23 protein-coding genes and 1 pseudogene are annotated in these 22,568 nt (G+C 61.6%); 13 read left to right on the top strand and 11 right to left on the bottom strand.

What is annotated here, in order from left to right:
• Positions 1-95 precede the first annotated feature (95 nt).
• From OB916_RS13070 to OB916_RS13085, 4 genes and pseudogenes are all read right to left on the bottom strand, one after another.
• Positions 96-3,509, bottom strand: a complete 3,414-nt coding sequence (locus tag OB916_RS13070) for a hypothetical protein (protein WP_315909738.1) — start codon at positions 3,507-3,509, stop codon at positions 96-98.
• 51 nt (positions 3,510-3,560) lie between these two features.
• Positions 3,561-4,160: a site-specific integrase gene (locus tag OB916_RS13075; protein ID WP_315909739.1), complete on the bottom strand. Its 600-nt coding sequence runs from the start codon at positions 4,158-4,160 to the stop codon at positions 3,561-3,563.
• 257 nt (positions 4,161-4,417) lie between these two features.
• On the bottom strand, positions 4,418-5,713 hold the full coding sequence (locus tag OB916_RS13080; RefSeq protein ID WP_315909740.1) for a site-specific integrase: 1,296 nt from the start codon (positions 5,711-5,713) through the stop codon (positions 4,418-4,420).
• A 51-nt stretch (positions 5,714-5,764) separates the two neighbouring features.
• A pseudogene (locus tag OB916_RS13085) lies at positions 5,765-5,890 on the bottom strand (4-demethylwyosine synthase TYW1); the annotation flags it as partial.
• 60 nt (positions 5,891-5,950) lie between these two features.
• Here OB916_RS13085 and OB916_RS13090 point away from each other — a divergent pair.
• Complete coding sequence (locus OB916_RS13090) at positions 5,951-6,835, top strand: alpha/beta fold hydrolase (RefSeq protein ID WP_315909741.1); 885 nt, start codon at positions 5,951-5,953, stop codon at positions 6,833-6,835.
• A 109-nt stretch (positions 6,836-6,944) separates the two neighbouring features.
• Positions 6,945-7,154, top strand: coding sequence for a ribbon-helix-helix domain-containing protein (locus OB916_RS13095; protein WP_315909742.1), 210 nt, complete (start codon positions 6,945-6,947; stop codon positions 7,152-7,154).
• Positions 7,155-7,178: 24 nt separating this feature from the next.
• Here the strand turns inward: OB916_RS13095 and OB916_RS13100 are convergent, their stop codons facing one another.
• Positions 7,179-7,592, bottom strand: coding sequence for a hypothetical protein (locus tag OB916_RS13100; RefSeq protein ID WP_315909743.1), 414 nt, complete (start codon positions 7,590-7,592; stop codon positions 7,179-7,181).
• Positions 7,592-8,272: a hypothetical protein gene (locus tag OB916_RS13105; RefSeq protein ID WP_315909744.1), complete on the bottom strand. Its 681-nt coding sequence runs from the start codon at positions 8,270-8,272 to the stop codon at positions 7,592-7,594. Before OB916_RS13105 ends, OB916_RS13100 begins: the two co-directional genes overlap by 1 nt.
• Positions 8,273-8,419: 147 nt before the next feature.
• Between OB916_RS13105 and OB916_RS13110 the strand changes: the two genes are divergently transcribed.
• The 5 genes from OB916_RS13110 (at position 8,420) to hemG (ending at position 12,498) form a co-directional block, all read left to right on the top strand.
• Positions 8,420-8,965 (top strand): CDP-2,3-bis-(O-geranylgeranyl)-sn-glycerol synthase, encoded by a 546-nt coding sequence (locus OB916_RS13110; RefSeq protein WP_315909745.1) that lies wholly within the window; start codon positions 8,420-8,422, stop codon positions 8,963-8,965.
• 111 nt (positions 8,966-9,076) lie between these two features.
• A complete protein-coding gene (gene hemC / locus OB916_RS13115; RefSeq protein WP_315909746.1) occupies positions 9,077-10,180 on the top strand; it encodes a hydroxymethylbilane synthase in 1,104 nt (367 codons plus the stop codon).
• A complete protein-coding gene (locus OB916_RS13120; protein WP_315909747.1) occupies positions 10,177-10,914 on the top strand; it encodes a uroporphyrinogen-III synthase in 738 nt (245 codons plus the stop codon). Before hemC ends, OB916_RS13120 begins: the two co-directional genes overlap by 4 nt.
• A 41-nt stretch (positions 10,915-10,955) precedes the next feature.
• The gene (locus OB916_RS13125) at positions 10,956-11,156 is read left to right on the top strand and encodes a hypothetical protein (RefSeq protein WP_315909748.1); all 201 of its coding nucleotides are present in this window, start codon (positions 10,956-10,958) and stop codon (positions 11,154-11,156) included.
• Between the two features lie 76 nt (positions 11,157-11,232).
• Positions 11,233-12,498 carry a protoporphyrinogen oxidase gene (gene hemG / locus OB916_RS13130; RefSeq protein ID WP_315909749.1) on the top strand — a complete coding sequence of 422 codons (1,266 nt, stop codon included), beginning with the start codon at positions 11,233-11,235 and terminating at the stop codon, positions 12,496-12,498.
• Positions 12,499-12,536: 38 nt separating this feature from the next.
• Here the strand turns inward: hemG and OB916_RS13135 are convergent, their stop codons facing one another.
• On the bottom strand, positions 12,537-13,004 hold the full coding sequence (locus OB916_RS13135) for a type IV pilin N-terminal domain-containing protein (RefSeq protein WP_315909750.1): 468 nt from the start codon (positions 13,002-13,004) through the stop codon (positions 12,537-12,539).
• 195 nt (positions 13,005-13,199) lie between these two features.
• Between OB916_RS13135 and OB916_RS13140 the strand changes: the two genes are divergently transcribed.
• On the top strand, positions 13,200-13,838 hold the full coding sequence (locus OB916_RS13140) for an IS6 family transposase (protein WP_315909751.1): 639 nt from the start codon (positions 13,200-13,202) through the stop codon (positions 13,836-13,838).
• Positions 13,839-13,859: 21 nt separating this feature from the next.
• Here the strand turns inward: OB916_RS13140 and OB916_RS13145 are convergent, their stop codons facing one another.
• A complete protein-coding gene (locus tag OB916_RS13145) occupies positions 13,860-15,230 on the bottom strand; it encodes a geranylgeranyl reductase family protein (RefSeq protein WP_315909752.1) in 1,371 nt (456 codons plus the stop codon).
• A 135-nt stretch (positions 15,231-15,365) separates the two neighbouring features.
• Here OB916_RS13145 and OB916_RS13150 point away from each other — a divergent pair, with 135 nt between their 5' ends.
• Positions 15,366-15,701 (top strand): 2Fe-2S iron-sulfur cluster-binding protein, encoded by a 336-nt coding sequence (locus OB916_RS13150; RefSeq protein WP_315909753.1) that lies wholly within the window; start codon positions 15,366-15,368, stop codon positions 15,699-15,701.
• Here the strand turns inward: OB916_RS13150 and OB916_RS13155 are convergent, their stop codons facing one another.
• Together OB916_RS13155 and OB916_RS13160 are read right to left on the bottom strand one after the other, a co-directional pair.
• Positions 15,702-16,346: a hypothetical protein gene (locus OB916_RS13155; protein ID WP_315909754.1), complete on the bottom strand. Its 645-nt coding sequence runs from the start codon at positions 16,344-16,346 to the stop codon at positions 15,702-15,704.
• A gap of 1 nt (position 16,347) precedes the next feature.
• Positions 16,348-16,971 (bottom strand): DUF7344 domain-containing protein, encoded by a 624-nt coding sequence (locus OB916_RS13160; protein ID WP_315909755.1) that lies wholly within the window; start codon positions 16,969-16,971, stop codon positions 16,348-16,350.
• A gap of 441 nt (positions 16,972-17,412) precedes the next feature.
• Between OB916_RS13160 and OB916_RS13165 the strand changes: the two genes are divergently transcribed.
• The 3 genes from OB916_RS13165 to OB916_RS13175 all read left to right on the top strand — a co-directional run bounded on the left by OB916_RS13165 (position 17,413) and on the right by OB916_RS13175 (position 20,042).
• On the top strand, positions 17,413-18,105 hold the full coding sequence (locus OB916_RS13165) for a hypothetical protein (RefSeq protein WP_315909756.1): 693 nt from the start codon (positions 17,413-17,415) through the stop codon (positions 18,103-18,105).
• Positions 18,106-18,318: 213 nt separating this feature from the next.
• Complete coding sequence (locus OB916_RS13170; RefSeq protein WP_315909757.1) at positions 18,319-18,699, top strand: hypothetical protein; 381 nt, start codon at positions 18,319-18,321, stop codon at positions 18,697-18,699.
• A gap of 167 nt (positions 18,700-18,866) precedes the next feature.
• A complete protein-coding gene (locus OB916_RS13175) occupies positions 18,867-20,042 on the top strand; it encodes a LamG domain-containing protein (protein WP_315909758.1) in 1,176 nt (391 codons plus the stop codon).
• A 136-nt stretch (positions 20,043-20,178) separates the two neighbouring features.
• Here OB916_RS13175 and OB916_RS13180 read toward each other — a convergent pair whose 3' ends face one another.
• Entirely contained in the window at positions 20,179-20,328 is a 150-nt protein-coding gene (locus tag OB916_RS13180) for a hypothetical protein (protein ID WP_315909759.1), read from the bottom strand.
• 237 nt (positions 20,329-20,565) lie between these two features.
• On the opposite strand from OB916_RS13180, the gene OB916_RS13185 reads away from it, so the two are divergent.
• The gene (locus OB916_RS13185; RefSeq protein ID WP_315909760.1) at positions 20,566-22,488 is read left to right on the top strand and encodes a PKD domain-containing protein; all 1,923 of its coding nucleotides are present in this window, start codon (positions 20,566-20,568) and stop codon (positions 22,486-22,488) included.
• Positions 22,489-22,568: the final 80 nt, after the last annotated feature.

Consider the following 22,568-nt stretch of genomic DNA (forward strand, 5'->3'; position numbering starts at 1 on the left):
TTTTCCGTACTTTCAGAGTGTCTTTTTCGGATATTCGCTAAGTGGTGGTTCTCCCCGTCTCAAGTGTAGGGGTGAGAGTGTCCGATTCCACTCCCTTACAGCAGATTCCCGAATCCTGGCAGGCTGTCGGTATCACTGTCACCGTTGCCTTGGAGTGGGTCAAGGAACTCGACTTCATAGCCTTCCCCGAACTGCTCAAAGCGCGCCCTGCCGTCGTCGTCACTGTCGCCACCGAGGTCTAGATCCGGCAGTCCCGGCGTTCGCGGGCGTCCAGTCGGTGGATCAAACGGCGGGCGTCCGGTGCCACCGCCACCTGTTGGGTCACCCGGCCCGCCAGTTGTGGGTGTGTCTGTGGTCGTTGTCGGCGTGTCTGTCGTGGTCGTCGTTGTGGTCGTTGGCGTCTCAAAGGTCCGCAACTGCTGGCTAGTGTCGATATCCAGCGTCGGCGTTGTGCCTACGTCTGCACGGATATCTGTCCGCCCGTCAAGCCCCTCGAACACATCCGGCAGTTGGTCGGCCCTGTCACGGAACCCGGCGGCAATATCCAGTGTGGATTCCTGTGCCTGTGCCGTCCGTTCGGTCGTCTCTGTCACCGGATCAAACGGTGTGGTGTCTTCGCGGGTTCCGGGCGGTGTCGTTGCCTCTTCCGTCGCCGCTGGCTGTTGGGCTTGCTCTAGCCGAGTAACTGCACTACCGATTTCAGCACCGAACAGTGGCGAGAGTCCGGGCGTGCTGATATCCGCTGCCGTCGTCTCGAAGTCACCGCTACGGCTTCGCCCGGTTCGGCTGCCTGTCCCGCGTGTGCCTGTGCGTCCGCTTGTAGATCGACCACTGCCACCGCGTCCACTTCGGCCACCGCGTGAGCCAGGACTACCAGTCACGGGATCACGCCGGTCAACGTCCGGGCGCGTCCCGGCGATATCTGGCATATCGTCACCGTCCACATCTGGCGTCTGACTCCGCTGCCGTCCAATCTGTAACTGTCCGCGATTGTCGGTTGTGAACTGCCGGAGTGTGTCACTGCCAGGGATTGGTGTTGATGTGGGATCAACGTCACTGTCACCCTGGCGGAACTGCCGAATGTAGGAGTCACGGGAGAGGTCCGATGTATCGGCTCCTCGAAGTCCACGGCTCTCGGCACGCAAGCGGCGTGCTGTCCGCGTGGGAAGATCAACCCGGCGAAGGAACTCCCCGGCGCGCCCGCTCAAGAGTCCGGCGCGTGTCGCTGCTGCACTCACACCGTATCCAGCGGCAGCCCCGGTCAATAACTCTCCCGTGAATCTGGCCGGGTTCTCTTGGGCATACTCGGCTTGCTGCTGTGCCACTGTCTGCCCAACATCAAGGGCGGCACCCGGCGCGTCTGTCGGATTCTCATAGGTGAACTCGGCGGCGTCTGTCCCGACATTCACGGCTGTCCGTCCGGCGGCTGGCAGGCCAAAGAGTAGCATACTACCGCCACGGCCCAAGCCAGTCGTCAACTCCCCGGCTGTCTCACCTAACTGCCCTTCACCGCTAATGTCGGGATCGTCACCCTGTGCAAGATCAATCGGTGCGCCGAGGATATCCACGCCGATATTGATTCCTTCACCGACAGATTCACCCACATACGGAATCGCCTGATTGACTTGTGCTGTCGTTCTCGCGCTCGCGTCTGCAATCGCGTTCGGCCCGAAGGCACCCACCAAGCCACCGATCCCGGTTGCCCCTCTTTCTGGCGTCTGCACGGTCGATTGGGTAAATCTGGATTGATCCGGGCGGTAGATATCACCCTCGAACACATCCCCCTCTGCCTCTATGTCTGCTGGATCGTCAACACTGCCTTCGGGATCAACACCGATTGCGCCAAGGTCCGGTGCCGGTGGCTGGCCGTCCGTCTGTTCATCAACCGGCTGAGTAGCGTCCCCGTCGCCAACAAGGGCGTCGATGTTACTCCCAATCGTCTCAAGCGCGTCTGCCACCTGTTGACTGCTTGCCTCAGCAAAGCCACCGGCAAGGTCAAGCGCGGCGTCCTGCCGCTGTGCAATCTGGTTCTGCACGTCGTCTGTGAGTCGCGCCTGTCCGTCGTCAAGCGTCACATCATCGGCTCCTACGTCGATCTTCGGTATCTGTGGGTTCAACTCTGTCGCAATCTGCTCACGCCGTGTCTGCTGTAGGTCTGCCTGCGCGCCTTCGGTGAGTCCGTACCCACGGCCACCCTCAGTGAGTCGCACATCACTCGACTGTAGGTCAATCGGCAGTTCCCCGCTCAGTTGGGACGCGATTGCTTGCCGTTGCCCGGATTCTGTTACCTCTGTCTCAAAGCCGCCACGGTAGTCTAGTTGGATATCTTCGGCAGTAAGGTCCGCCCCTGTCTGATCGGCTATCTGTTGGGCTGTCTCTTCTTGAAGGCTCTGTAACCGTTCACTCTGGATTTGCCGCCGGATACCAGGGCGAAGTGTTGGGGTCACTTCGCCGTCGTCACGCTCCAACTGCACCGCCCCCGTACCGATATCCACCGTACTGAACTCTTCATCAAACCGCTCTGCCGCCCCCTGCCGGATCTCTGCAAGTTGCTCTTGGACTTGTTCGGGTTCGTCTTGCCGTCGCCGGGGTGCCCCACGGTTCGCCTGCCGTAACTGCTCTTCTTTGCGTTCACTGTACCCCCTGGCCGTCTCTGCACCAAACGTCTCGTCAAACAAGTCTGGTTTAGCGAGGTCGTCAGCGTTCTCGATTGCCGGGCTAATGCTACGGATTTCACCGCCAGAAAGACCCAAGGCTCGCAACTCAAGCGGGGACCGTTGGGCAAGCCGGGCTTGGGCTTCAACGGACGGGTCAATGGTGGGGTTATTCACGGCGTAGGCAAGCTGCTGTAGGCTTGCCTGTGCGTCAAAGGCTGGATCGGACGGGCGCACCGGTGAGCCAGTCGCACGCCGCTGCTCATCAAGCGGGATGTCCGTGCTCGCACCTTGGTATTGCTGTTTCCCAAAGCCTTCGCCTTCACCGATCAACTCACGCGCCCGCTCTGGCGACAGTTCGTTGAGGTTGACGCCTTGAAGCGCGTCTTCTGGTTGCTGTTGATCAACGGGTTGTGTGGGTTCGCTCGCGGATTCCTCTGGTTGCCCGTCTTGGATTGTCTCACTACCGCTCGGGATTCCTTCGGACGGGTCGCGTGGCGTTCGCCCGCTTGAATCTGACTGTTGTTGATCTCGTTGTTCTTCGGCTAGTTCACGCGCCCGATCAATCCCCTCACCAATCGCATTACGCACTGTATCAAGCGGACTGTCTGTAAGCCGGTCCACAAAGTCGGGCGTCCCTAGCCCGGCAGAGTCCGGGCTTGGATCGGGGCCATTCTCCGGATCTGGCGGCGTTCCCTGTGGGGTTTCAGGGCCGTTGTCTTGGGTGTTTTCCCGTTCGTCTTGCTTCTCAGAGTCGTCTTGCTCTTCTTGCTGGTTCTCGATATACGTTTCAGCACCGCCGAAGGCGTCACTCACCCGCGTTCCGTCAGATAAGACGGTTTGTTCATCAGCCATATGCGTATATTCGTCATTCGCTAGTAAAAACCGACAGGGCCAGGGGCGATTTCAGAAACTCACACCCTCGAAGGCGTCGTTTATCACTTGCTCAGAGGGTGCGTTAAGATACGGTTCAATCGCCTGCCAACTGTCCCACCCACCCACTGCCATGACAACACGCGGGTTCATGCTCTCATCAACCAGCAACCGCTGTGCATACCGCCTGCGTAGGTCGTGGCTTGAGACATACTGGTAATCCTCTTCGCCGGTCGCTTCCGCTGTGCGTTCTGCCACACGTTTCACGACGGCTCTCACGCCACTCTCAGACAGGTCTATGAATGGGTCACTCGGGCGTAGATCATTCGCCTGTCGGTATTGGTGTAGATCCCGTTCGGTTGACTCTAACAAGTAAGCGTCCCGTGGCTTGCCACCGTTGCCTGTCGTATCCTTCCCTTCCGGCACACGGAGGCGGTAGTGTTCGCCGTCGTCTGTCCGCTTGATGTGCTTGGGCTGTATCTGTGGTATCTCGAAGGCCCGGAGTCCGACATAGCCACCCAACTGAATGAGTAGATCGTTCCGTGGGTTGCCAGCGTGTCGCCGGAGCTGTTCTAACTCACTGTCGGTGAGCCACACCTTGTGTTCGGTGCCGTTCGTTGCTTCGATTCGCATAGTAGTTTGTTTAGAGAAGATAGCACTAATACCCGAATGGCCAGGGTGGATATAGGCCAGTATCAGGGTGATGTGGTGGATTCAGTCACGACTTGTGTAATAAGTCGGCAATAGACTAGGTTCCAATAGGTCGAAACACCCGATTCCTCTCAGAGGCGCGCATTTGCCTCAGATTCGATTTCTTGCCCAAGACGATGAATCCCCTTCACCACTGCCGAGAAATAGCCGGGTCTGGCGTGGGTGTAGCCACGACTGGCCTAATCGTCAACCATGCTTTCGAGCACGTCAACCAACTCGGGGTTCTCGCGGATTAGTCGCTCTACTCTGTCCAAGTCCTTGTGCTCCTGCAGACTGTCGGCGTCGTCTTTCGCGTCCTGCACAGAGTCTTCTATCTGTTCTTGTGCCTGTTTCGCGTCCGGTGCGAAGACCGTTCCACACGACGGACAGGCTTTCGCGTTCGGTTTCAACTGTTCCTTACAGGTCGGACAGACTTGTGGCGTCAACGGTGAGGTATCCTCTTCCTCGCGCCTGCCGGTGGCTATCTCTGCCTCTTTGATGTGGTCTTCGTCGCTCAAGTGCTGATAGGTAGTTTCCATCACCTTCGAGCCTGGCCCGTGCCCAATGAGATACTTGATTGTGGATTCGTCCATGTCGTAATCTCGCTTGCACGTCGTGACGAAATAGTGGCGGAAGTTGTGGGGGTTCGGTGGCTTCTCAATGTCCGCCCGATCCGCGAGAATCTTCAATCGGGTTCGGATCGCGTCTTGTGACAGCATTCCGCCGGGCGTGCCACGGTTCGCACTCGGCAAGACGGTAATCAGGTAGTCGTCACGGTCGCCAGTCGGGTGGTTCTGCAGCCAGTCGTACACCGCCCGCTGTGCACCAAGCAACGGACGTTTTCGCCCGGTCTTCTCGGCACCTTTGAGTCCGTTCACGTCCGTATTGAGGTAGTAAATCCCTTCATCCGGCTTGACATCCTTGATTCGGAGTGTCTGAATGGCTCGGATTCGCTGGCCCGTGTTCAACAGCAATTCGAGGATACACCGATCCCGTGCGTTGCTCACCGCGTCACGTAACTGTTCCACTTCCTCGCGGGTGTACATATCCCGGTCGTCAACCGACGTTTTTTCCTGTGCTCTCACAACCACTTCCGCCGGATCAACGCCTAGCTCTGAATGATACTCAAAGAATTTCGTCACGGCAGACTGCCACTGTGAGAGGGTTGATTTCTGGTACCCACTGTCTTTCACATCCGGGTGCTCACCGGACTCTAAGGACTGGAATAGCGTGTTCACGTCCGTTACGTCCATCTCAACTAGTGGTTGCTCTGCGAACTCTCCGAATCGCTTCAATCCCTGGCCGTATGCAGCTACTGTGCCGTGGCTTTTCTGTTCGCGGTCCCCGTTCCCGTTCACGAATACCTCAGTCGGCACGTCCGGATGAATCGCGTCAAGGAACTCGACCATTGGCTCTTTGTCTGCCTCGAAAATGTCCGCTTCGAGGATTCGGTCACGGGCTATCTCTGCACGGTGCTCTGGATCGTCCGTCCCCATACTCCCCTATTCAATCGCGTTTGTTATACCGATTGGGGATAGTTACAACGCGTATTTGTAACACTTGCCCTCACCCTGGAGGGCGTTGTCGGTCCACCCACAGGTCTGGACGGCGGTGTGATTGACGCTGTGGTAGTCGGGATCGCCGACCTGCCGGGGACTACCCTCGTCGCTCATACTGACGGATACCGTCTCTGCGTCCATAACCGACACGGAACCGGATCGTCACGTGTCCCGGTGCCCACGACCGACACGGAACCGGATCGGCACGTTCCGGTCGGAGCCGAATCGTTTCGCTCGTCGGTCGAAACCCACACGAATGCCGGCGACGAACGACAGCACATGCCGACCGCGCATAACGGATCCGTCGCGATCGAGTACGCTGTCCACGGCAACGGACCGACCGTCGTCTGCTGTGGCAGTGCCGGCCTCGGGGCCTGGCAATGGAGCTATCTCGTCACGCCGCTCGCACGCGAGTACGAGGTCGTCGTCTTCGACTACCGCGGGACCGGAGAGTCGGACGCTCCCGACGGCCCCTACACTGTCGCGGACCTCACGGCCGATCTCGACGCCGTCCTGTCCGAGCACGGCGCCCGCTCGGTCCATCTGCTCGGGGCTGGTCTCGGCGGGGTCGTCGCCGTCGAGTACGCCCGCCGGGCCGGTCGGGTCGAGTCGATCGGCTTGGTGGGGACCCCCACGTCTCCGTCGGACGTGGATTTCGACGCGCTCGATCGGCTGCGCGCACCTCGCGACGACCCAGACGCGCTCGAACGGTCGCTTTCGGTCGCGTTCGCGCCCGGCACCGTCGAGTCGCATCCGGACGAGATCAGCCGTATCGTCGAGTGGCGAGGGGCGGACGACGCCGGACCGGCGGGCTGGGACGGACAGCTGGCCGCCATGCGCGAGGCCGACCTGACCGACCTCTACGAGGTGACGACGCCAGCACTCGTTTTCCACGGCGTCGAGGACGCGATCGTCGATCCTGAAGCCGGCCGGCAGCTGGCCGAACAGCTACCGCGGGGAGAGCACCGCGCCGTCGAGAGCGGCCATCTCGTCCACGTCGAACAGCCCCAGGTCGTCGCCGACGAATTGCTCGCGTGGCTGGACGAACAACGGGCGTAATCGCGACACTAAGCACGGCGACGGGCGAACACGACGGAACCAGGATGGGTGAACACGACCCGGAGTCGCGACACAACGCCTATCCCCCGCGCTGCCCTCAGAGTCGTCTATGACCGATTATACCACCGTCTCGATCCCGAAGGACCTGGCTGACCGCGTCGAGGAGACGATCGAGGGAACGAGCTTTTCCAGCACGAGCGATCTCGTCCGATTCCTCCTGCGGAGTATCGTCATCGAACACCAGCGAGAGGGGCAGCTCACGGAAGCGCAGTTCGCCGAGATCGCAGAGCAGCTGCAGGATCTAGGGTATTTAGAGTAGCAGCGACACGAATTTCGGAGACAGTCACAGCACGCCTTCGGGCGGTTCGACCGCGAGCACCTCGACCGGCAGGCGGCGACCGCTGCGGTCGAACGCCGCGAGCGATTCGCGATCCCACGGCGGGACGGCGACGAACACGACCGCGTGGAGGTCGTCGGTCTCGGAGACGCTCAGTTCACCGGTCGGATGCGAGACGAACCGTCCGTCCGTCTGGCCGACCGGCGTTCCCAGATCCATCCCGAAGACGGCGTTGACCGACGAGCCGGCCTGGGGCAGGTAGACGTGGGTGAACACCGGCGTCTCCGGATCGACGTCGTCGACGCCGAGTTCCCCGGCCGGCGTCGAATCGAGCGAGACCGTCACCGACTGCGGATCGCGGTCGCCCGCGTACTCCAGTAGGTATTCGAGTAGCCCCTCAGTGATGTATCGGGTTTCCATCATCCGAAGAGCATCGAGCGAACGGTCTCGGCGTACAGTCGGGGTGCGCGCCGACGAGCGCCCCTGAGCGCGTCCGCGATCGCTCCTGCTGCGTCCCCGAGGACGCCCTCACCGTGACCGACGAGCACGCGCTCGGGAGCGAACCGTCGGAGCGACCGGGGCGGCTTCAGGCGCAGCGCGGGATGGACGCCCAGCGTTTCCTCGCCCGTCAGGAAGTACTCGGCCGTCCCGAGCGCCTCGGGGACGACCAGCGTCTCGTCGTGTTCGCCGTAGAGGACCGCCTCCTGCCAGAGCGGCGTGTCGATGAGTTCGTGGACGCCGAACCCGGAGTCGCCGAGGTCGACGTGGACGCGCTCGACCAGTGCGTCGAGTTCCGACGCGACGCCGCTCATCCACTCGGGGACGTACACCGGCACGTCGTGCCGGCGCGCGACCGTGGCCGCGTCGCGCTTGTGCCGATCCAGCAGGACGGCGACGCCTTCGACCTCACCGTACTCCGCCAGGAGGTCGTCCACGCCGTCAGTGTCAACCGGATCGAGAACCCAGACGCCACCGTTTTCGCCGACGACAGCGTGGCTGGCGCGTTGCATCTGCTCGTCCGGGTGGGCGATCCAGCCGACGCCACCGTCGTAGCGATCGATCTCGCGCATCCGAGCCGGTCCCGACCCTTTCAGAGGCATAAACGAGCCAACGGCTCCCACGGGTATATACTGTCGGCTGTCGGAGTCGTTTGCGGCCCCCTCTCCTCGCGGTTCCCGGATCGATCCACACGGCCGACGACGAAAGATCCCCACCCGTTAAGTCCGGGCGCTACGACGCCGCCGCTAATGGACGTCATCGAGACAGTCGTCGTCGCGTTCTGGGCGATGTTGCCCGCCTACGTGCCGAACAACGCGGCCGTCCTGTTCGGCGGCGGTCGACCGATCGACGGCGGACGGACCTGGGGAGACCGACGCCTGCTCGGCGACGGCAAGACCTGGCGCGGGACTGTCGGCGGAACCGCAACCGGACTCGCGCTGGCGCTCGCGTTGAACGCCGTCCAGCCGGCAGCAACGGACGTGCTCGCCGTTCCCGTCCCCGAGTTCCCGATCGTCGCCGCCGTCACGCTCGCGGCCGGGGCGATGGCGGGAGATATCACTGCCTCGTTTATCAAACGCCGAAGCGGACGCGATCGCGGCGCGGCGTTCCCGGGCCTCGACCAGCTAGATTTCGTCGTCGGCGCGCTCGTCCCGACCGCGATCCTCGCGCCGGGCTGGTTCGGGGAGACGTTCACTGCCCCGGTGCTCGCGGTCGTCCTCGTTCTCACGCCGCTGTTGCACGTCGGGACGAACGTCGTCGCGTACTATCTCGGGCTGAAAGACGAGCCCTGGTAGCGCGCCCGTCGAGCGCACCGCCGATCCGTCCGCTGTGCGAACGTGGACATGGACGAGCGCCATCGACCCGAACTGGTGGGCTTTTCACTCCCGGCCGCCGAGATACGAACAATGAGCTCTCGCGACAGCACGCTCCGGCTCGCGACACGTGGCTCCGATCTCGCGCTTCGACAGGCGGCCACGGTCAAGGAGGCGCTCGAAGGTCGGCGACGGTCGGTCGAGTTGATCGAAGTCGAAACGACCGGCGACCAGATCCGCGACGAACTGATCCACCGACTGGGCAAGACCGGCGCGTTCGTCCGCGCACTCGACGAACGGGTACTCGACGGCGACGCCGACGCTGCCGTCCACTCGCTGAAAGACGTGCCGACCGAGGGCGGCGACAGCATGGTCGTCGCGGGCGTCCCCGGTCGAGGCCCCGCAAGCGACGTGCTGGTAACACCCGACGGAAAGACACTCGAGGAACTCCCGGAAGGCGCAACTATCGGCACGTCCAGTCTCCGACGCGAGGCCCAGTTGCGGGCCGAGAGTCCAGATCTGAACGTCGAACCGCTCCGCGGGAACGTCGACACCCGGATCGAGAAGCTGCTGGCCCCGACACTCCAGCGTGAGCACGCTGACCGCAGCGACGCCGAAAGCGAGCGCAAAGAGCACGCCGACGACGAAGACTACGAACACCCCTACGACCGGACGGTCGAGGAGTGGTTCAACGGCCTCGCCGAGGTCGAACGTCGCGCACTCGAACGTGACGCCGAAATCGAATACGACGCGATCGTGCTGGCGGCCGCGGGCCTGAAGCGACTCGGTCTGGATCATCACGTCTCGACCGTCGAACTGGACCCCGACCGGTTCGTTCCTGCCCCCGGACAGGGAGCTATCGCTGTCACCGCGCCCGACGGCGAGATTGCCGAGACGATCAACGACGCGATCGACCAGCCGCCGACGCGCGTCGCGACGACAGTCGAACGCACCGTCCTGGCGACGCTGGGTGGCGGCTGTATCGCGCCGATCGGCGTCCACGCGACGGTCCAGGGCAGCACGGTCCGGACCACGGCCCGCGTCTCGAGCCGCGATGGAAGTGACGAGGTCACGGCCACGCGAGATCTGCCTATCCACCGCCATCCGGACGCTGCGCGCGAGTTCGCCGAGGAACTCCGCGAACAGGGCGCGGCCGAACTGATCGAACAGGCCGTCGCGGAGGCAGAAGACGAATGACGACGGTGCCTCGCGTGGCGGTCTTCCGGCCCGACGACGATCGACTCGCGAGGGCCGTCGAACTGCTCGAATCGCTGGACATGGAAGCGATCGCCGACCCGATGCTCGCGGTCGAACCCGCCGGATCGACGCCGCGCTCGGACGCCGATGTCGTCGTCTTCACGAGCACGACCGGCGTCGATCTCGTCGCGAACACCGAGTGGACGCCGGACGACGCGACGATATGTGCGATCGGCGAGACGACCGCCCAGGCCCTCCGAGACACGGGATTCGAGGTCGATGTGGTCCCCGAGACCTACACGTCCGGGGGGCTGGTCGAGGCACTCGAAAGCGAGGTCGAGAGCGCGCGCGTCGAACTCGCTCGCAGCGACCACGGGAGCCCGGTACTCGTCGACGGACTGTTCGAGGCCGGCGGGTACGTCCACGAGACCGTGCTCTACCGGCTGGTCCGTCCCGACGGTGCCGGCGAGTCGGCCGAGATGGCGGCCGCAGGCGAGCTCGACGCCGCGCTGTTCACCTCGTCGCTGACCGTCGAGCACTTCCTGGAAGCGGCAACTGAGCGCGGCGTCCGCGAGGCGGCGATCGACGGGCTGAACGAGGCGGTCGTCGGTACGATCGGTCCACCGACCAAGGAGACGGCCGAATCGAACGGGATCGACGTCGACGTCGTCCCCGAGACGGCCGACTTCGAGCGGCTGGCCCGTGCGGTCGTCGAGCAACTGCAGTCGAACTAGATGGGTGGTGTGTTTTTGCCTGGAGCGGTCCCAGATCGGGTATGGAACGCGCGAAAGCGATACGCGATCGACTCGCCGACTCGCCGGTTGCACTGGGAGTCGCGGGGGTCGTCCTGCTGGGAGCGCTGGCAGCCGTCCTGGTCAGTCAGATCGGCTTCCCCCCGCGCGAGGCACTTTTCACCACCGGAATCGCCGTGTTCGTCCTCCTGATGGTCGCATACGACTGGTATGCGCGACAGTAGGATCTCGACACACCGATATACGTCGGTCCCGCAGTACCAGCACGAACACCGCGACCGACCACGGTCGCAGCTAACTATGCATGTCGGTGTAATCGGCGCAGGGATCTCCGGACTGGCAACGACACACGAACTCCGCGAGCGCGGCGCGACCGTCGACACCTTCGAGGCGAGCGACGAACCGGGCGGGATCGTCCGGTCGCGTCGGGTCGACGGGCACGTCCTCGATCTCGGCCCGCAGCGGCTGCGCGGCTCGAAGCTGATCGAAGACTGGATTGACGAGTTCGACCTCCGCGAGCAGCGCTTCGAGGGCCACGACGATCAACCGCTGTTCGTCCTTCGCGACGGTCGGCTGCGGGTCGCACCGCTCTCTATCCGCGAGTCGATCACGACCGATCTCATCTCCTGGCGGGGGAAAGCCCGGATTCTGGCCGAGCCGCTGACCGGTCCGCCACAGCCGGACGAGACCGTCGCGGCGTTCTTCGCACGGAAGTTCGGCAGAGAGGCCGAACGGACGCTGTTCTCGCCGCTGTACACGGGGCTGTACGGCGCGCACGCCGACGAGATGCTCGTCCGTCACTCGGTCGGCAAGGCCCTCGAAAAGCGCGGGATCGACCGCTCGATCCTGCTGGCGGTCGCCCGGAAGCTACTCGAAGGTGTCGACATCCCGCCCATCGTCTCGCTGGAGGAAGGGTTACAGGCGCTCCCGAAGGCGATCGCCGACCGCTACGCCGATTCGATCCACTTCGAGACGGCCGTCGAAGCTGTCCGCGAAGACGGCGATGGCTTCGAGATCGTGACCGCCGACGGGACGACGGCCGTCGACCAGATTGTCGTGACGACGCCGGCACCGATCACGGCCGACCTGCTCGAACCGCTCGACGAGGAGCTTACGGACGTCCTCGGCGGGTTGACGTACAATCCACTCGCAGTCGTCCACCTGGAATCCAACTACGGCCGGGTGGGACACGGCTGTCAGATCCTCGATAGTGAAGGGTACGAGACGCTGGGGCTGACCTGGAACGCGAGCATGCTCGACCGCGAGGGCGTATTTACGTCCTATCTCGGCGGATCGCGCTCGCCCGAACTGGTCGAAGAGAGCGACGACCGGCTCGGCGAGCTGGCAGCCGAGGAGTTCGAGTCGATCACTGGCTTCTCGGCACGACCGTTGCACGTCACCCGCTGGCGGCCGGGGATGCCCGCCTATGACGCGAGCTGGAACGCGCTCGATACCGTCTCGTTCCCCGATGGGATTCACGTCTGTGCGACCTACACCGAGCGAGCCGGTATCCCCGGACGGCTTCGGGACGCGAAACGGACGGCAGAAGCTGTCCTCGACAGTTAACAGCGTGGCTTTCTGGGGCGAAAAAGACAGCGTGGCGATCAGGCGTCCGGACCGGACCACTCCGCCAGCGTCGTGGTCTTGGTCGAGCCCGGTGCCTCCCAGACGAGGGTGATCGTCGCCCCGCTGAGATCGACGTTCGAGCCGGGCGCCAGCGAACTATTCGACACCTTGATCGAACTGCCGGCACTCAGCTCTGGCTGTGTCACGATGGGTTGTACGTCGTGTCGTCCGTTGGCTGCCGATACGTTCGCGTCCTCGATGACGAGCGTTAGCTCGGACGCTTCGAGGTTATCACCCGACTGGTGGGAAAACGTGACCACGTCGGAAGGCCCCGAGGAGTAGTCCGTCTCGAAGGCAGCAGTCGGCGGTGTCGTCGGACCCGATTCGTTCCCGAATTCGAGGAAGAACACGGCTGCTGTCGACGCGAGCAACACCGTGATTGCGACCATCAGAACGACACCAACGACTTCCGATACCGCCGTGTCGTCTGTCCGCAGTGCGTGCATTGTTGATCCCCCTGTGAGGTTGCACGAACCTGGTGTCGCACGATCGCGACGGGGTCGCCCCACCGATCCCGTCGCCGTGCGAACCCCACCTGGCGCGTGCCTACAAGAAAGTTCCCGATAGCGATACTTAAATCTAGCTGAATATTGGTGGGTCGCGTTAAGTTAGAGGATGAGGCGTTCGTTCTCTGAGTGTCCATGCCCGAGATCGAACGCCTCAGCGAGAGTATCACGTGGATAGATTTGTCGTTTGTGGAGCGTCGGCGGACTCCCGAGTGGGCGATTCAAGTGGGCATCCGATGTCACTTGGCGGGTATGTCATTACGGGATGCCAGTCAGTTTCTCGATGAGTTGGGAGTCCAACGGAGTCACGTGGCGATCCACAAATGGGTTCACAAGGCAGAGTTACAGCCGATCTCGACGGTTACTGCGGATCAGCTTGCGGTTGACGAGAAAATGATCCGCCTGCACGGCCAGGAGTTCTGGCTGTACGGTGCTGTCGATCCGCAAACAAACGAAATCCTCCACGTCAGTCTGTTTCCAACGGCGACGAAACAGACAACGCGATGGTTTCTGGACGAGCTCCATCGACGCTATCAGCTCAACGACGTGCTGTTTCTCGTTGATGACGCCGATTACTTGAGTCCAGTCTTGGCCGAAGATGGCTACCGATTTCAGATACTCGCGCACGGAAATCGGAATGCCATCGAACGTGTCTTTCGTGAGGTAGAACGACGAACATCATCGTTTTCAAATAGTTTCAGCCATGTCGAGCTAGAGACTGCTCAAAACTGGCTCGAAGCCTTCGCCGTCTACCACAACTCACGCCAAAGTTAACGCGACCTATTGGTGTCCGGCTTAATATTTCGGCTCGGCACCCGTCGTCTCGTAGACGCGATCGAGAAGCGTATCGCGCTCGCGCTGCCAGGCTTCGAACCCGTCCGGACTCGAAGGATAGGACTCGTAATGGTCGAGCACGTCGTCGGCGAGCCGTTTCGTCCGATAGAGATCGAGTATCGTGCCCCAGTGGCCGGCACTCTTCAGCAGGGTCTTGATCTTCAGCCAGAGGCCGACATCGGTCGAGCCGGAGTACAGCGCCTCCGAGAGTTTCTCCATGGGAACGGACGCGAGCAGGGCCGTGAGGTCGTCGACGTCGTAGGCCGTCGTGAAGATGTTGTAGACGTCGAGCGCGGCGTACCGGGCGCCGAAATGGTCCATCACGCGTTCGTTGTACTCCCAGAGTTCCGATTCGGAAACGTCGCCGGCACTGATCGCTTCGATAGCCTGGTCGGCGGCGTACTTGCCGGCGTAGGCTGCTCCAGCGATGCCGCCGCCGGTCGTCGGGTTGACGTGCCCTGCCGCGTCGCCGACAGCGACGTATCCAGGTGCCACGGCCGAGTCGTAGGGTCGCCGGGTCGGCAGTGCCGCGCCGAGTTTGTCCTCGACGGTCGCGTTCTCGAACTCCGGTCGGTTGTGGATGTCGTTGCGGAGTGACTCGACCAGCTTCATCGGCTCTTCGTTCATCTGAAAGCCCAGGCCGACGTTGATCTCCGTCGGCGTCCGCGGGAAATACCACAGGTAGCCAGCGGCCCGCTCGGTCGGCTTGAACACCAGCGCGTCGTCGTACTCGACGGGTTCGTCTACGTGGATGATCTCTCGATACGCCGAACAGAACTGCGAGTACCGGACGTTCGTATCGAAAGTCGCGTCCGAGAAGTCGGCCTTGTCTTGCAGCAGCGAGAGCGCGCCCGCGGCGTCGACAACGACCTCGCTCTCGTAGGTCACCTGGCTGCCGTTGCGTTTCGCCTCCAGACCGCTCACTCGACCCGCCTCGTCCTGGCGAACGTCGTTGATAACCGTCTCGTAGTGGAAGTCCGCTCCGGCGCGTTTGGCCCCGTCGATGATCCGGCGACCGTACTCCCAGCGGTCGATGACGGCCAGTTCCCCCGGTACGGGAATGTCGACCGCCGTGTTCTGGCTCGGTAACTCGAAGCGACCGTGGTCGACGTCCGTGTTCGTGAACGCGGGTTCGATCTGGGACTTCGGGATCGACTTCGGGAACGCGCTGGCCCCTTTCAGCGCGTCGCCGCAGGCGATGTGACCCGCTTCTTCCTCGTCCTTTCGCTCGACGACGACGACGTCGAGCCCCTCGTTGGCCACCGTGGCAGCCGCATAGCAGCCGGCTGTCCCGGCACCCGCAACGACGACATCGTACTCGTGAGTGGGCATAGATGTCCTGAACACCCGACGAACAAAACGCTTTACCTACCGGTGCGACTGCGCCACCGGTCCCGAGTCGCGGTGGAGTAGCCGGTGGCCCACCGGACGTAAAGCGTTTTGTAGGGCTTGGGCCAACGTACGCCTATGAGCGAACACACCGTGGAGTTCGTGGGCACCGACGAGACGGTCACCGTCTCCGAGAAGGAGACGATCCTCGATCGGTGTATCGAGGAGGGAATCGCCCAGGAGTACTCCTGTCGCGTCGGCATGTGTCTGGCCTGTTCGGCGAAGATCATCGAGGGCGAGGTGACCCAGCCCGCCGCGCGCGGGCTCACCGAACAAGAACGCGAGGAGTACGCCCTGACCTGCATGGCACGCCCCCAGTCGGATCTGAAGCTTCGTCGCGGGGAGTACCCGCCGAGCATCGAAGCTGAAGAAACCGAGAGAACAGCGGACGAAACCGCGGCCGCGGACGACTGATTACGAACACTCGATCTCGTCAGGATTGACGCTTCCGCTTGCCGTCGCAGGTCCGTCCCCGTTATCGCACTTTTTATATGTCGTATTAGTCGAGTCGACGTACACGGCGGTAATCGGTCCATCCGAGTCTTTGAGCTGGTTGCCGTTCACAGAGTCAGCCGTGAAGTCCTGCTGACCGCCTGGCGTCCAGTAGGTCCCGCTTGCATCTGCAACGTCGACTAGTGCCCCGCCACTGTCACCTGGGAACGTGACGACCCTATCATTCGGCATCGTACACTCTGTCGGCACAGATCGATCGAGTTCGGCGGAGACCCCGTCTCCTTCGGCAGTAACCGTGACCGGATCTTCGGACTCGACGTTGATGAATTCGGTCGTCACGGCTTCCCCGGATGCGAGGGTGTCGAACTCTGCCCCGGTATCGCCGACGGTCACCGTCCCCGTGATGTCGCTATCGAACTGATTCGTGATCGTTATTTCGAGTGTCTGGCCGTGACACGTGGCATTGTAGCCGACGTACGCCTCGTCGTCGCCGGCCACGGTGACGGAGACGCCGCGGTCGGCCGAGATCGCACTGAACCCGCCCGTCCCGAGTAGCAACAGGACGGCGAGTGCGAGCAGCGCGCCGTACGCCCAGCGGCGGTTCATACTATCCCCTCACTTCGGGAGGAGTCTCGGAATCGCCGAGTCGCATCTCGGTGCGGCTGTAGTACGTGTGGACGAGCGCGGAAACGAGAAAGGTAGTCACGACGAACAGTCCCCAGCCGGCGTCCGGAACCAGTCGGAGCGGATAGGTCCCGGCCAGGGCTGCGACGAACAGCCCGAGGTTCACCGCCGCGAGCGCGAGGTAATACTGGCTCCAGGGGACGTCGTTGCCCTCGACGACTTCGAGGTAGACGTCCATCTGCTCGGCAGCGGGGGTGAGCTCGACGACGCCCTCGCGGTCGTCGAACTCGACGACCCCCTTGTCGTCCATCTTCGGCAGGTGGAACTGCTGGAGCGAGGTGTAGACGCGCTTGCGCTCAGTCGCGGAGATCTCCTGGACCCCGGTGTCGTTCTCCCAGGCGGCGACGTGCTCGGAGAGTTCGCCCAGCTCCGCGCGCTCGCCGTTGTGCTGGAGGTGGTGCAACGCGAATCGACGCCGACGGTTGCTGAGTATCTCGAACGCGTCGTCCCGGGAGAGCGCCGGCGCGTCCGGTCCCGCCGGCGCGCCACGTTCGTCCTTTCCCTGTGTCCCGCCGTCCGGCCCCGTGCCGGCGGCTGACTGCTCCATTGAGGCCGTAACTGCCCCTGTTTTGCTTCCCATTAGGACCCACCTAAGCGTCAGACACATCTACCTAATCCAACAAAAAGGTGTTGGCCAATACAAAACTCTCAGTCGTTGAACGGTCGCAAATAGCTGCTTGCGGTTATTTTTCCGATGTATTTGTTGATGTTTACCCCCTGGGCTCGAAATGATCCAAGACTGATTGATTTACCGGTGAGAGAAGGTGATTTCAGGTGCTGTTTGAGCGGCGTGTCAGCGTTTCAAAGAGAGTAATCCGAGGTTTCAGACGGTGATAGCGGATCGGTCAAGCGGGTCAATACAAGGTGGGAAGGGCCACACGTAACAGGCAAGCGCGTCCCGGAACCGGATCGGTCGGTGACGCCGAACGCGGTGTCGGTGTCGAAGTAGGTGGGGTTCGGGGGCGTGCGGACAAGAGGTAGACCAACTATGACAAAACGACGCAAGTTCCTGCTCGGAATGGGATCGCTCGCTGCCGGTGGGGCAGCTGCAATTGGTAGTGGCGCATTCAGTAGTGTGAGGGCAGAGCGGTCAGTATCGGTCAGTACCGCTACTGATGCTGACGCTATGTTAGCATTCGATACTGCTGACGCCGAAAATGCAGACTACGTTCAAATTGATGATGGCGTCGTCAATATCGCTCTCACAGATAGTAATGGCTACGAGGAAGATGCTACTGGCGTTAACCCGGACGCGATCACCCGAATTTTCGATCTGTTCGAGATTAGGAACCAGGGGACTCAGGCTGTAAAGGTGTACGTTGAACCATCAAGTGTGCCCGAAGAGTACCAGACCTTCGGTGGGTCTGGCCTCACACTTGATCCACAAGCGTCTGACCGTCCGAACGGGACTGATAATGACCCGACCGGTTCGGACACTCCGTACAACAACCCGTCCCAGATTCGAGACGAGATCAGTATGACTGGTCTCTACGCGGAATATAACGACTTCCCCGAAGAGAACCAGTACAGTAAGGGGAGTCTGGTTCTGGAACCCGGAGAATCGTTCAACTTCGGACTTTATATCAATGGTGGAGATGTAAAGGACTCTCTTGATATCAATATGACAATCAACGCGGTTGCCGACCTTGTGCCGGATGAATACCCCGGGCAAGGAGAGTAAAGAAGCGGATAGCCCACCCTCTCAACTATGAACCGACGCACCCTCCTTGCCAGTCTTGGTGGTCTCACAGTCGGTAGTATCTTTGCCGCCGGATCGGGTGCGTTCACGAGTGTCAGAGCTGACCGTGGTGTCGCAGTCCGAACAGCCGATGACAATGACTCACTCCTGAAGCTAGACGCAAACGGGGTTGCCGAACGGAGTCGGGATGCAGATATGATTGAGTTCGAGTTTCCAAGTCTCGCAGAAAGAGAACTTGATGATCCAAATCCACAGAAGCCGCAGGGACTCGGAACCGACTCAGTCTACCGGTTCTCAAGTGACGTTAACGGGAGTGAGGGACTATTCATCATTCAAAATCAAGGGACACAGCCAGTTGATGTCTACAGTACTCAGGAAAACACGAATAATCTTCCAGATGTTGATATATTCGACATCGAAACTGGCGATATCCTTACCGAAAGTGACCCATACAGGTCACTTGATGTCGGCAAAGCAATTGCACTCGGAATCCAGGTCGACACGTATGGAGTCGATGTGAAAGATGACGCTTACCAGGTCGCTCTGATAATCAACGCTGTCGCATCAGACCAATAACCCACTCACTGGTGTTCACGGCGGTTCGATTCCGCTGGTGGGTTTCCCCGTAGGTGGGGTAACGTATGAAACGACGCAACGTACTGGCCACACTCGGGACGCTCAGTGCTGGTGGGGCCTTCACAGTGGGATCGGGTGCGTTCACCAGCGTCAGTGCAGACCGGTCGGTGACTGTTGCTGTCGCTGGCGACGCTGATGCCTTCCTTCGAATCGCTCCCTGTGATGGATCTCCGAACGGCAAATACGTCGCGAACGCCGCAAACGGTGCGATGGCAATCGATCTCGCGGATGGTGACAGTGGCGTTGCCGGCAGCGGGGTCAACCCCGAAGCACGTTCGGTGTTCCACAACGTCTTCGAGATCTGCAATCAAGGAACGCAACCCGTCTGTGCGGATTTCGCGGTCGACGTTCCAGACATTCCTTCAGAGGCGGAGGTACCTACCCAATACGACTTCGGTGCGGGCGACCCGGCAATCGTCTTCTACCGCGGCGGCGACAGAAACACTCCGGTCACCGTCGACCAGCTCGACACCGGCCGACCTGGCGCGGTCGCGCTCGATGTAGGCGAGTGTCAGTGCTTCGGCCTTGAGGTCCGAGCCTTCGGGTTCAGTTCCGGCAGAGACCTCTTCGAGAACGCAAACTTGACCATCCATGCCGATGCCGGCGGTGGCTGTGTATCCAGCGTCTCCGACCCGGTGCCGCAGATTCTCGGACCGACTGACGGCCTGATCGATTATTGGCCTCTGGACAGCATTGAAGACGGAACGGCCGAGGACATTGTCGGGGGGAACGACGGGACGCCACAAGATGTCGGGAGCAGTATATCGACCGCCGACGGCCAAGTTGGGAATGCTGCGCTGTTCGACACCAGTGACAAGTACATTCCGGTAGGTCAGAACCAGCTCGTCTCCACCTCGTTCACCGTGGCCACGTGGGTGAACGGCTACGGATTCGATCACACTGATTATCCCCTCGCAGTTTCGGAATGGCAGAAGGCGCAGAATCGTGATTATCTCATTGGGGCCCACCAGAACGGACAATTGTACGCTCAATTCAACCGGGAACCCGACGGGAACAAGGACACGCTGTTTGGCCCGCAGCCATCAACAAATACGTGGTATCACTGCGTGCTCACGTATGATGGGACAACCGGGAAGTTCTACGTGGACAATTCGGAGGTTGATTCGACGACAGGACCGTTCAACAGCACTTCCTCAGACTTTGTTATTGGGTCGAAAGATGGTGGCGGAAATTCATGGCATGGTCTCGTTGACGATGTCCGGGTCTACGACCGCGCGCTCTCGGCTTCGGAAGTGAGCGACCTCTATAATGCCACGAACTGATACTGCCGTCCCAGTGGTAGACAGACGCGAGTCAGGCGACTAACGAGACCTGCAGTGCCCTACTCTATTGTGCAAGGGCTGCTCGATACCGCTGACGAGTCATCCCTTGAAGAAGCAGAACTCACTAGCGCCGGCCTCACTCATCGATCTCCATGAACACGACCTTCTGATACGCCTCCCGGAGATGATACTTCGTGGTCTCGCTCTCTGCGTTCTCCAGCGCCTCGGACAGATGGCGCTGGAGCGAAGAGAGGTCTGCACTGTCGGTCCGTTTTTCGATGGGCATCCCAGTAAGAGCTTAGACCTCTATCCCTTTTGTAATGTCGTGTGTGTGCGTCCTCAGGCAGTCTCTACTCACAGTACCGGGCATGATAACAGGAAACACGAAAATGGCGTCGCCGATCCGTAGCCAGCAGCCGAACGACCTTCTTCAGACGATGCTTGAACCCCTTCTCGCGGATCAATACAAGGGACGTTCGACCGGTAAGTCACTCGCACCGACAGCACCGTCGGCAGTCTATCCGTGACCCGAACGTCGCTCCTCGTCGCCGTGCTCGTCGCCTCGACAGCCCTGCTCGTCTCGACCGGGGCAGTCCCGTTCTCGGACGGCACCGACAGTATCGACGACGTCGACATCGAAATGTCGCCGGCCGACGGCCCGAACGGAAAGTATGCCGTCATTAACCAGAACGGGGAGATCGAACTCCTCCTGAGCGATGACAACCCCGACCTCGACGGCAACGGGATCCCCGGGGACAGCCGCACGCCGATCCATCGCGTCTTCACGATCACGAACAACGGTACCGAAACCGCACGCGTCTGGATCGAAGACGACGCCGATGACGTCCGCTTCTACCGAGACGACGATCCCGAAAACGGCCTCGAAGGCCCCGACAATGAACTCGAACTCGGGCCGGGCGAGACGATACACATCGGCTTACTCGTCGACACCCGCGGCGACCACGACGTTGAGGACGTCTCGCAGTTCACCGTCCACGCCGAACAGGGCACGCCGACTTCCACCCCAACGCCAACAGACGGTGACGGCACTGACGGGGAAGGAGACGGCAGTGACGGGACTCATGGAGTCGGTGAGAATGACGGCACTGACGGGGAGAGCGGAGACAATGGAACTGCCGGGGAAAGCGACGGTAATGACGGGACCGGCGGCGATACGATCCCGCCGTCCGTCTCTGCTTTCGACGCAGCGAACCCGGAGGGCCAGAACGTCTCGGTTAGCTTCGACAGCGATGAGGAACTGTCGAGCATCAACGTCACGCTTCGCGGCCCGGAGAATGCCACGCTCACCGAAGGCGACTTCACGTACGACTCGGCGAACGACACCTATGCCGCCACGTACGACAGCAGCAGCGACGGGATCTATACCGCGACGTTGCACGTGGCTGCGGACGCCGCCGGTAACGACGGTGCAACCGGACAGTCCGACCAGGTGACTGTCGATACGGCCGGGCCGACGGTGACAATTTCCGAGCCGACTGCCGGGGAAGACTACAACAATAGCGACGTGTCGCTCGCCGTCAGCGCCGACGAGCCGATCAGTAACTGGAGTTACAGCGTTGACGGCGCCGCCAGTCAGTCGTTCAGTCCGAACACGACGCTGACTGATCTCTCAGAGGGCCGGCACAGCGTGACCGCCTACGCCGAAGACAACGCGGGCAACGTCGGGTCGGAAACGGTGGCGTTCACTGTCGACACGACTGCACCGACGATTCCGGACGACTCGTTCACCGCGACGAACCCGGAGGGCCAGAACGTCTCGGTGAGCTTCGACAGCGACGAGGAACTGTCGAGCATCACTGTCACGCTTCGCGGTCCGGAGAACGCCACGCTCACCGAAGACGACTTCGTGTACGACCCGGCGAACGGCACCTACGCTACGGCGTACGTCGGGAGCCGCGACGGCACGTACAGCGCAACCCTGACGAGCGCGAAAGACGGGGCCGGCAACGACGGGGCAACTGGTCAGCTGGACACAGTCACTGTCGACACGACCGCGCCGACGATCGATTCGTTTGCCGCGACGAATCCGGAGGGACAGGACGTCTCAGTTAGCTTCAACAGCACCGAGCCGCTGGCGGTCGTCAACGTCACGCTCCGCGGCCCGGAGAACGACACGCTCACCGAAGACGACTTCGTGTACGACCCTGCCAACGGCACCTACGCCGCCACGTACGACGGCAGCAGCGACGGCACCTATACGGCGACGCTACACGCGGCCACAGATGCCGCCGGTAACGACGGTGCCCTCGATCAGAACGACACCGTCGAGGTCGACACAGCGGATGCCGGCGACGGTGATGGCGGCGGAAACGTGGCGGAGATCGGTGGTTTCGAAGTGACGACGCTGCTCGGGGGACTGTTGCCCCTGGCGCTGTTGCTGTTTTTCATTGCCGTATACCGGCGACGTCGTGGCGAGGAGGAGTGATCGGACCCAGCCGAACGCCGACGAGACCGCGGGTTCGGTGGCCGATCGAGAGACCGCCAGTGATACGGGAGTGGGAGGCG

Source organism: Halapricum hydrolyticum, from assembly GCF_025517535.1.
Taxonomy (GTDB): Archaea; Halobacteriota; Halobacteria; order Halobacteriales; family Haloarculaceae; genus Halapricum; species Halapricum hydrolyticum.

Excerpts from the sequence above, each read along its gene's own strand:
- OB916_RS13120 (WP_315909747.1), top strand. The coding sequence starts at position 10,177 with ATGACGACGGTGCCTCGCGTGGCGGTCTTCCGGCCCGACGACGATCGA.
- OB916_RS13095 (WP_315909742.1), top strand. The coding sequence starts at position 6,945 with ATGACCGATTATACCACCGTCTCGATCCCGAAGGACCTGGCTGACCGC.
- OB916_RS13105 (WP_315909744.1), bottom strand. The coding sequence starts at position 8,272 with ATGCCTCTGAAAGGGTCGGGACCGGCTCGGATGCGCGAGATCGATCGC.
- OB916_RS13150 (WP_315909753.1), top strand. The coding sequence starts at position 15,366 with ATGAGCGAACACACCGTGGAGTTCGTGGGCACCGACGAGACGGTCACC.
- OB916_RS13070 (WP_315909738.1), bottom strand. The coding sequence starts at position 3,509 with ATGGCTGATGAACAAACCGTCTTATCTGACGGAACGCGGGTGAGTGAC.
- OB916_RS13080 (WP_315909740.1), bottom strand. The coding sequence starts at position 5,713 with ATGGGGACGGACGATCCAGAGCACCGTGCAGAGATAGCCCGTGACCGA.
- OB916_RS13170 (WP_315909757.1), top strand. The coding sequence starts at position 18,319 with ATGATTGAGTTCGAGTTTCCAAGTCTCGCAGAAAGAGAACTTGATGAT.
- OB916_RS13180 (WP_315909759.1), bottom strand. The coding sequence starts at position 20,328 with ATGCCCATCGAAAAACGGACCGACAGTGCAGACCTCTCTTCGCTCCAG.
- OB916_RS13125 (WP_315909748.1), top strand. The coding sequence starts at position 10,956 with ATGGAACGCGCGAAAGCGATACGCGATCGACTCGCCGACTCGCCGGTT.
- OB916_RS13075 (WP_315909739.1), bottom strand. The coding sequence starts at position 4,160 with ATGCGAATCGAAGCAACGAACGGCACCGAACACAAGGTGTGGCTCACC.
- hemC (WP_315909746.1), top strand. The coding sequence starts at position 9,077 with ATGAGCTCTCGCGACAGCACGCTCCGGCTCGCGACACGTGGCTCCGAT.
- OB916_RS13165 (WP_315909756.1), top strand. The coding sequence starts at position 17,413 with ATGACAAAACGACGCAAGTTCCTGCTCGGAATGGGATCGCTCGCTGCC.
- OB916_RS13100 (WP_315909743.1), bottom strand. The coding sequence starts at position 7,592 with ATGGAAACCCGATACATCACTGAGGGGCTACTCGAATACCTACTGGAG.
- OB916_RS13145 (WP_315909752.1), bottom strand. The coding sequence starts at position 15,230 with ATGCCCACTCACGAGTACGATGTCGTCGTTGCGGGTGCCGGGACAGCC.
- OB916_RS13155 (WP_315909754.1), bottom strand. The coding sequence starts at position 16,346 with ATGAACCGCCGCTGGGCGTACGGCGCGCTGCTCGCACTCGCCGTCCTG.
- OB916_RS13160 (WP_315909755.1), bottom strand. The coding sequence starts at position 16,971 with ATGGAGCAGTCAGCCGCCGGCACGGGGCCGGACGGCGGGACACAGGGA.
- OB916_RS13140 (WP_315909751.1), top strand. The coding sequence starts at position 13,200 with ATGCCCGAGATCGAACGCCTCAGCGAGAGTATCACGTGGATAGATTTG.
- OB916_RS13135 (WP_315909750.1), bottom strand. The coding sequence starts at position 13,004 with ATGCACGCACTGCGGACAGACGACACGGCGGTATCGGAAGTCGTTGGT.
- OB916_RS13110 (WP_315909745.1), top strand. The coding sequence starts at position 8,420 with ATGGACGTCATCGAGACAGTCGTCGTCGCGTTCTGGGCGATGTTGCCC.
- hemG (WP_315909749.1), top strand. The coding sequence starts at position 11,233 with ATGCATGTCGGTGTAATCGGCGCAGGGATCTCCGGACTGGCAACGACA.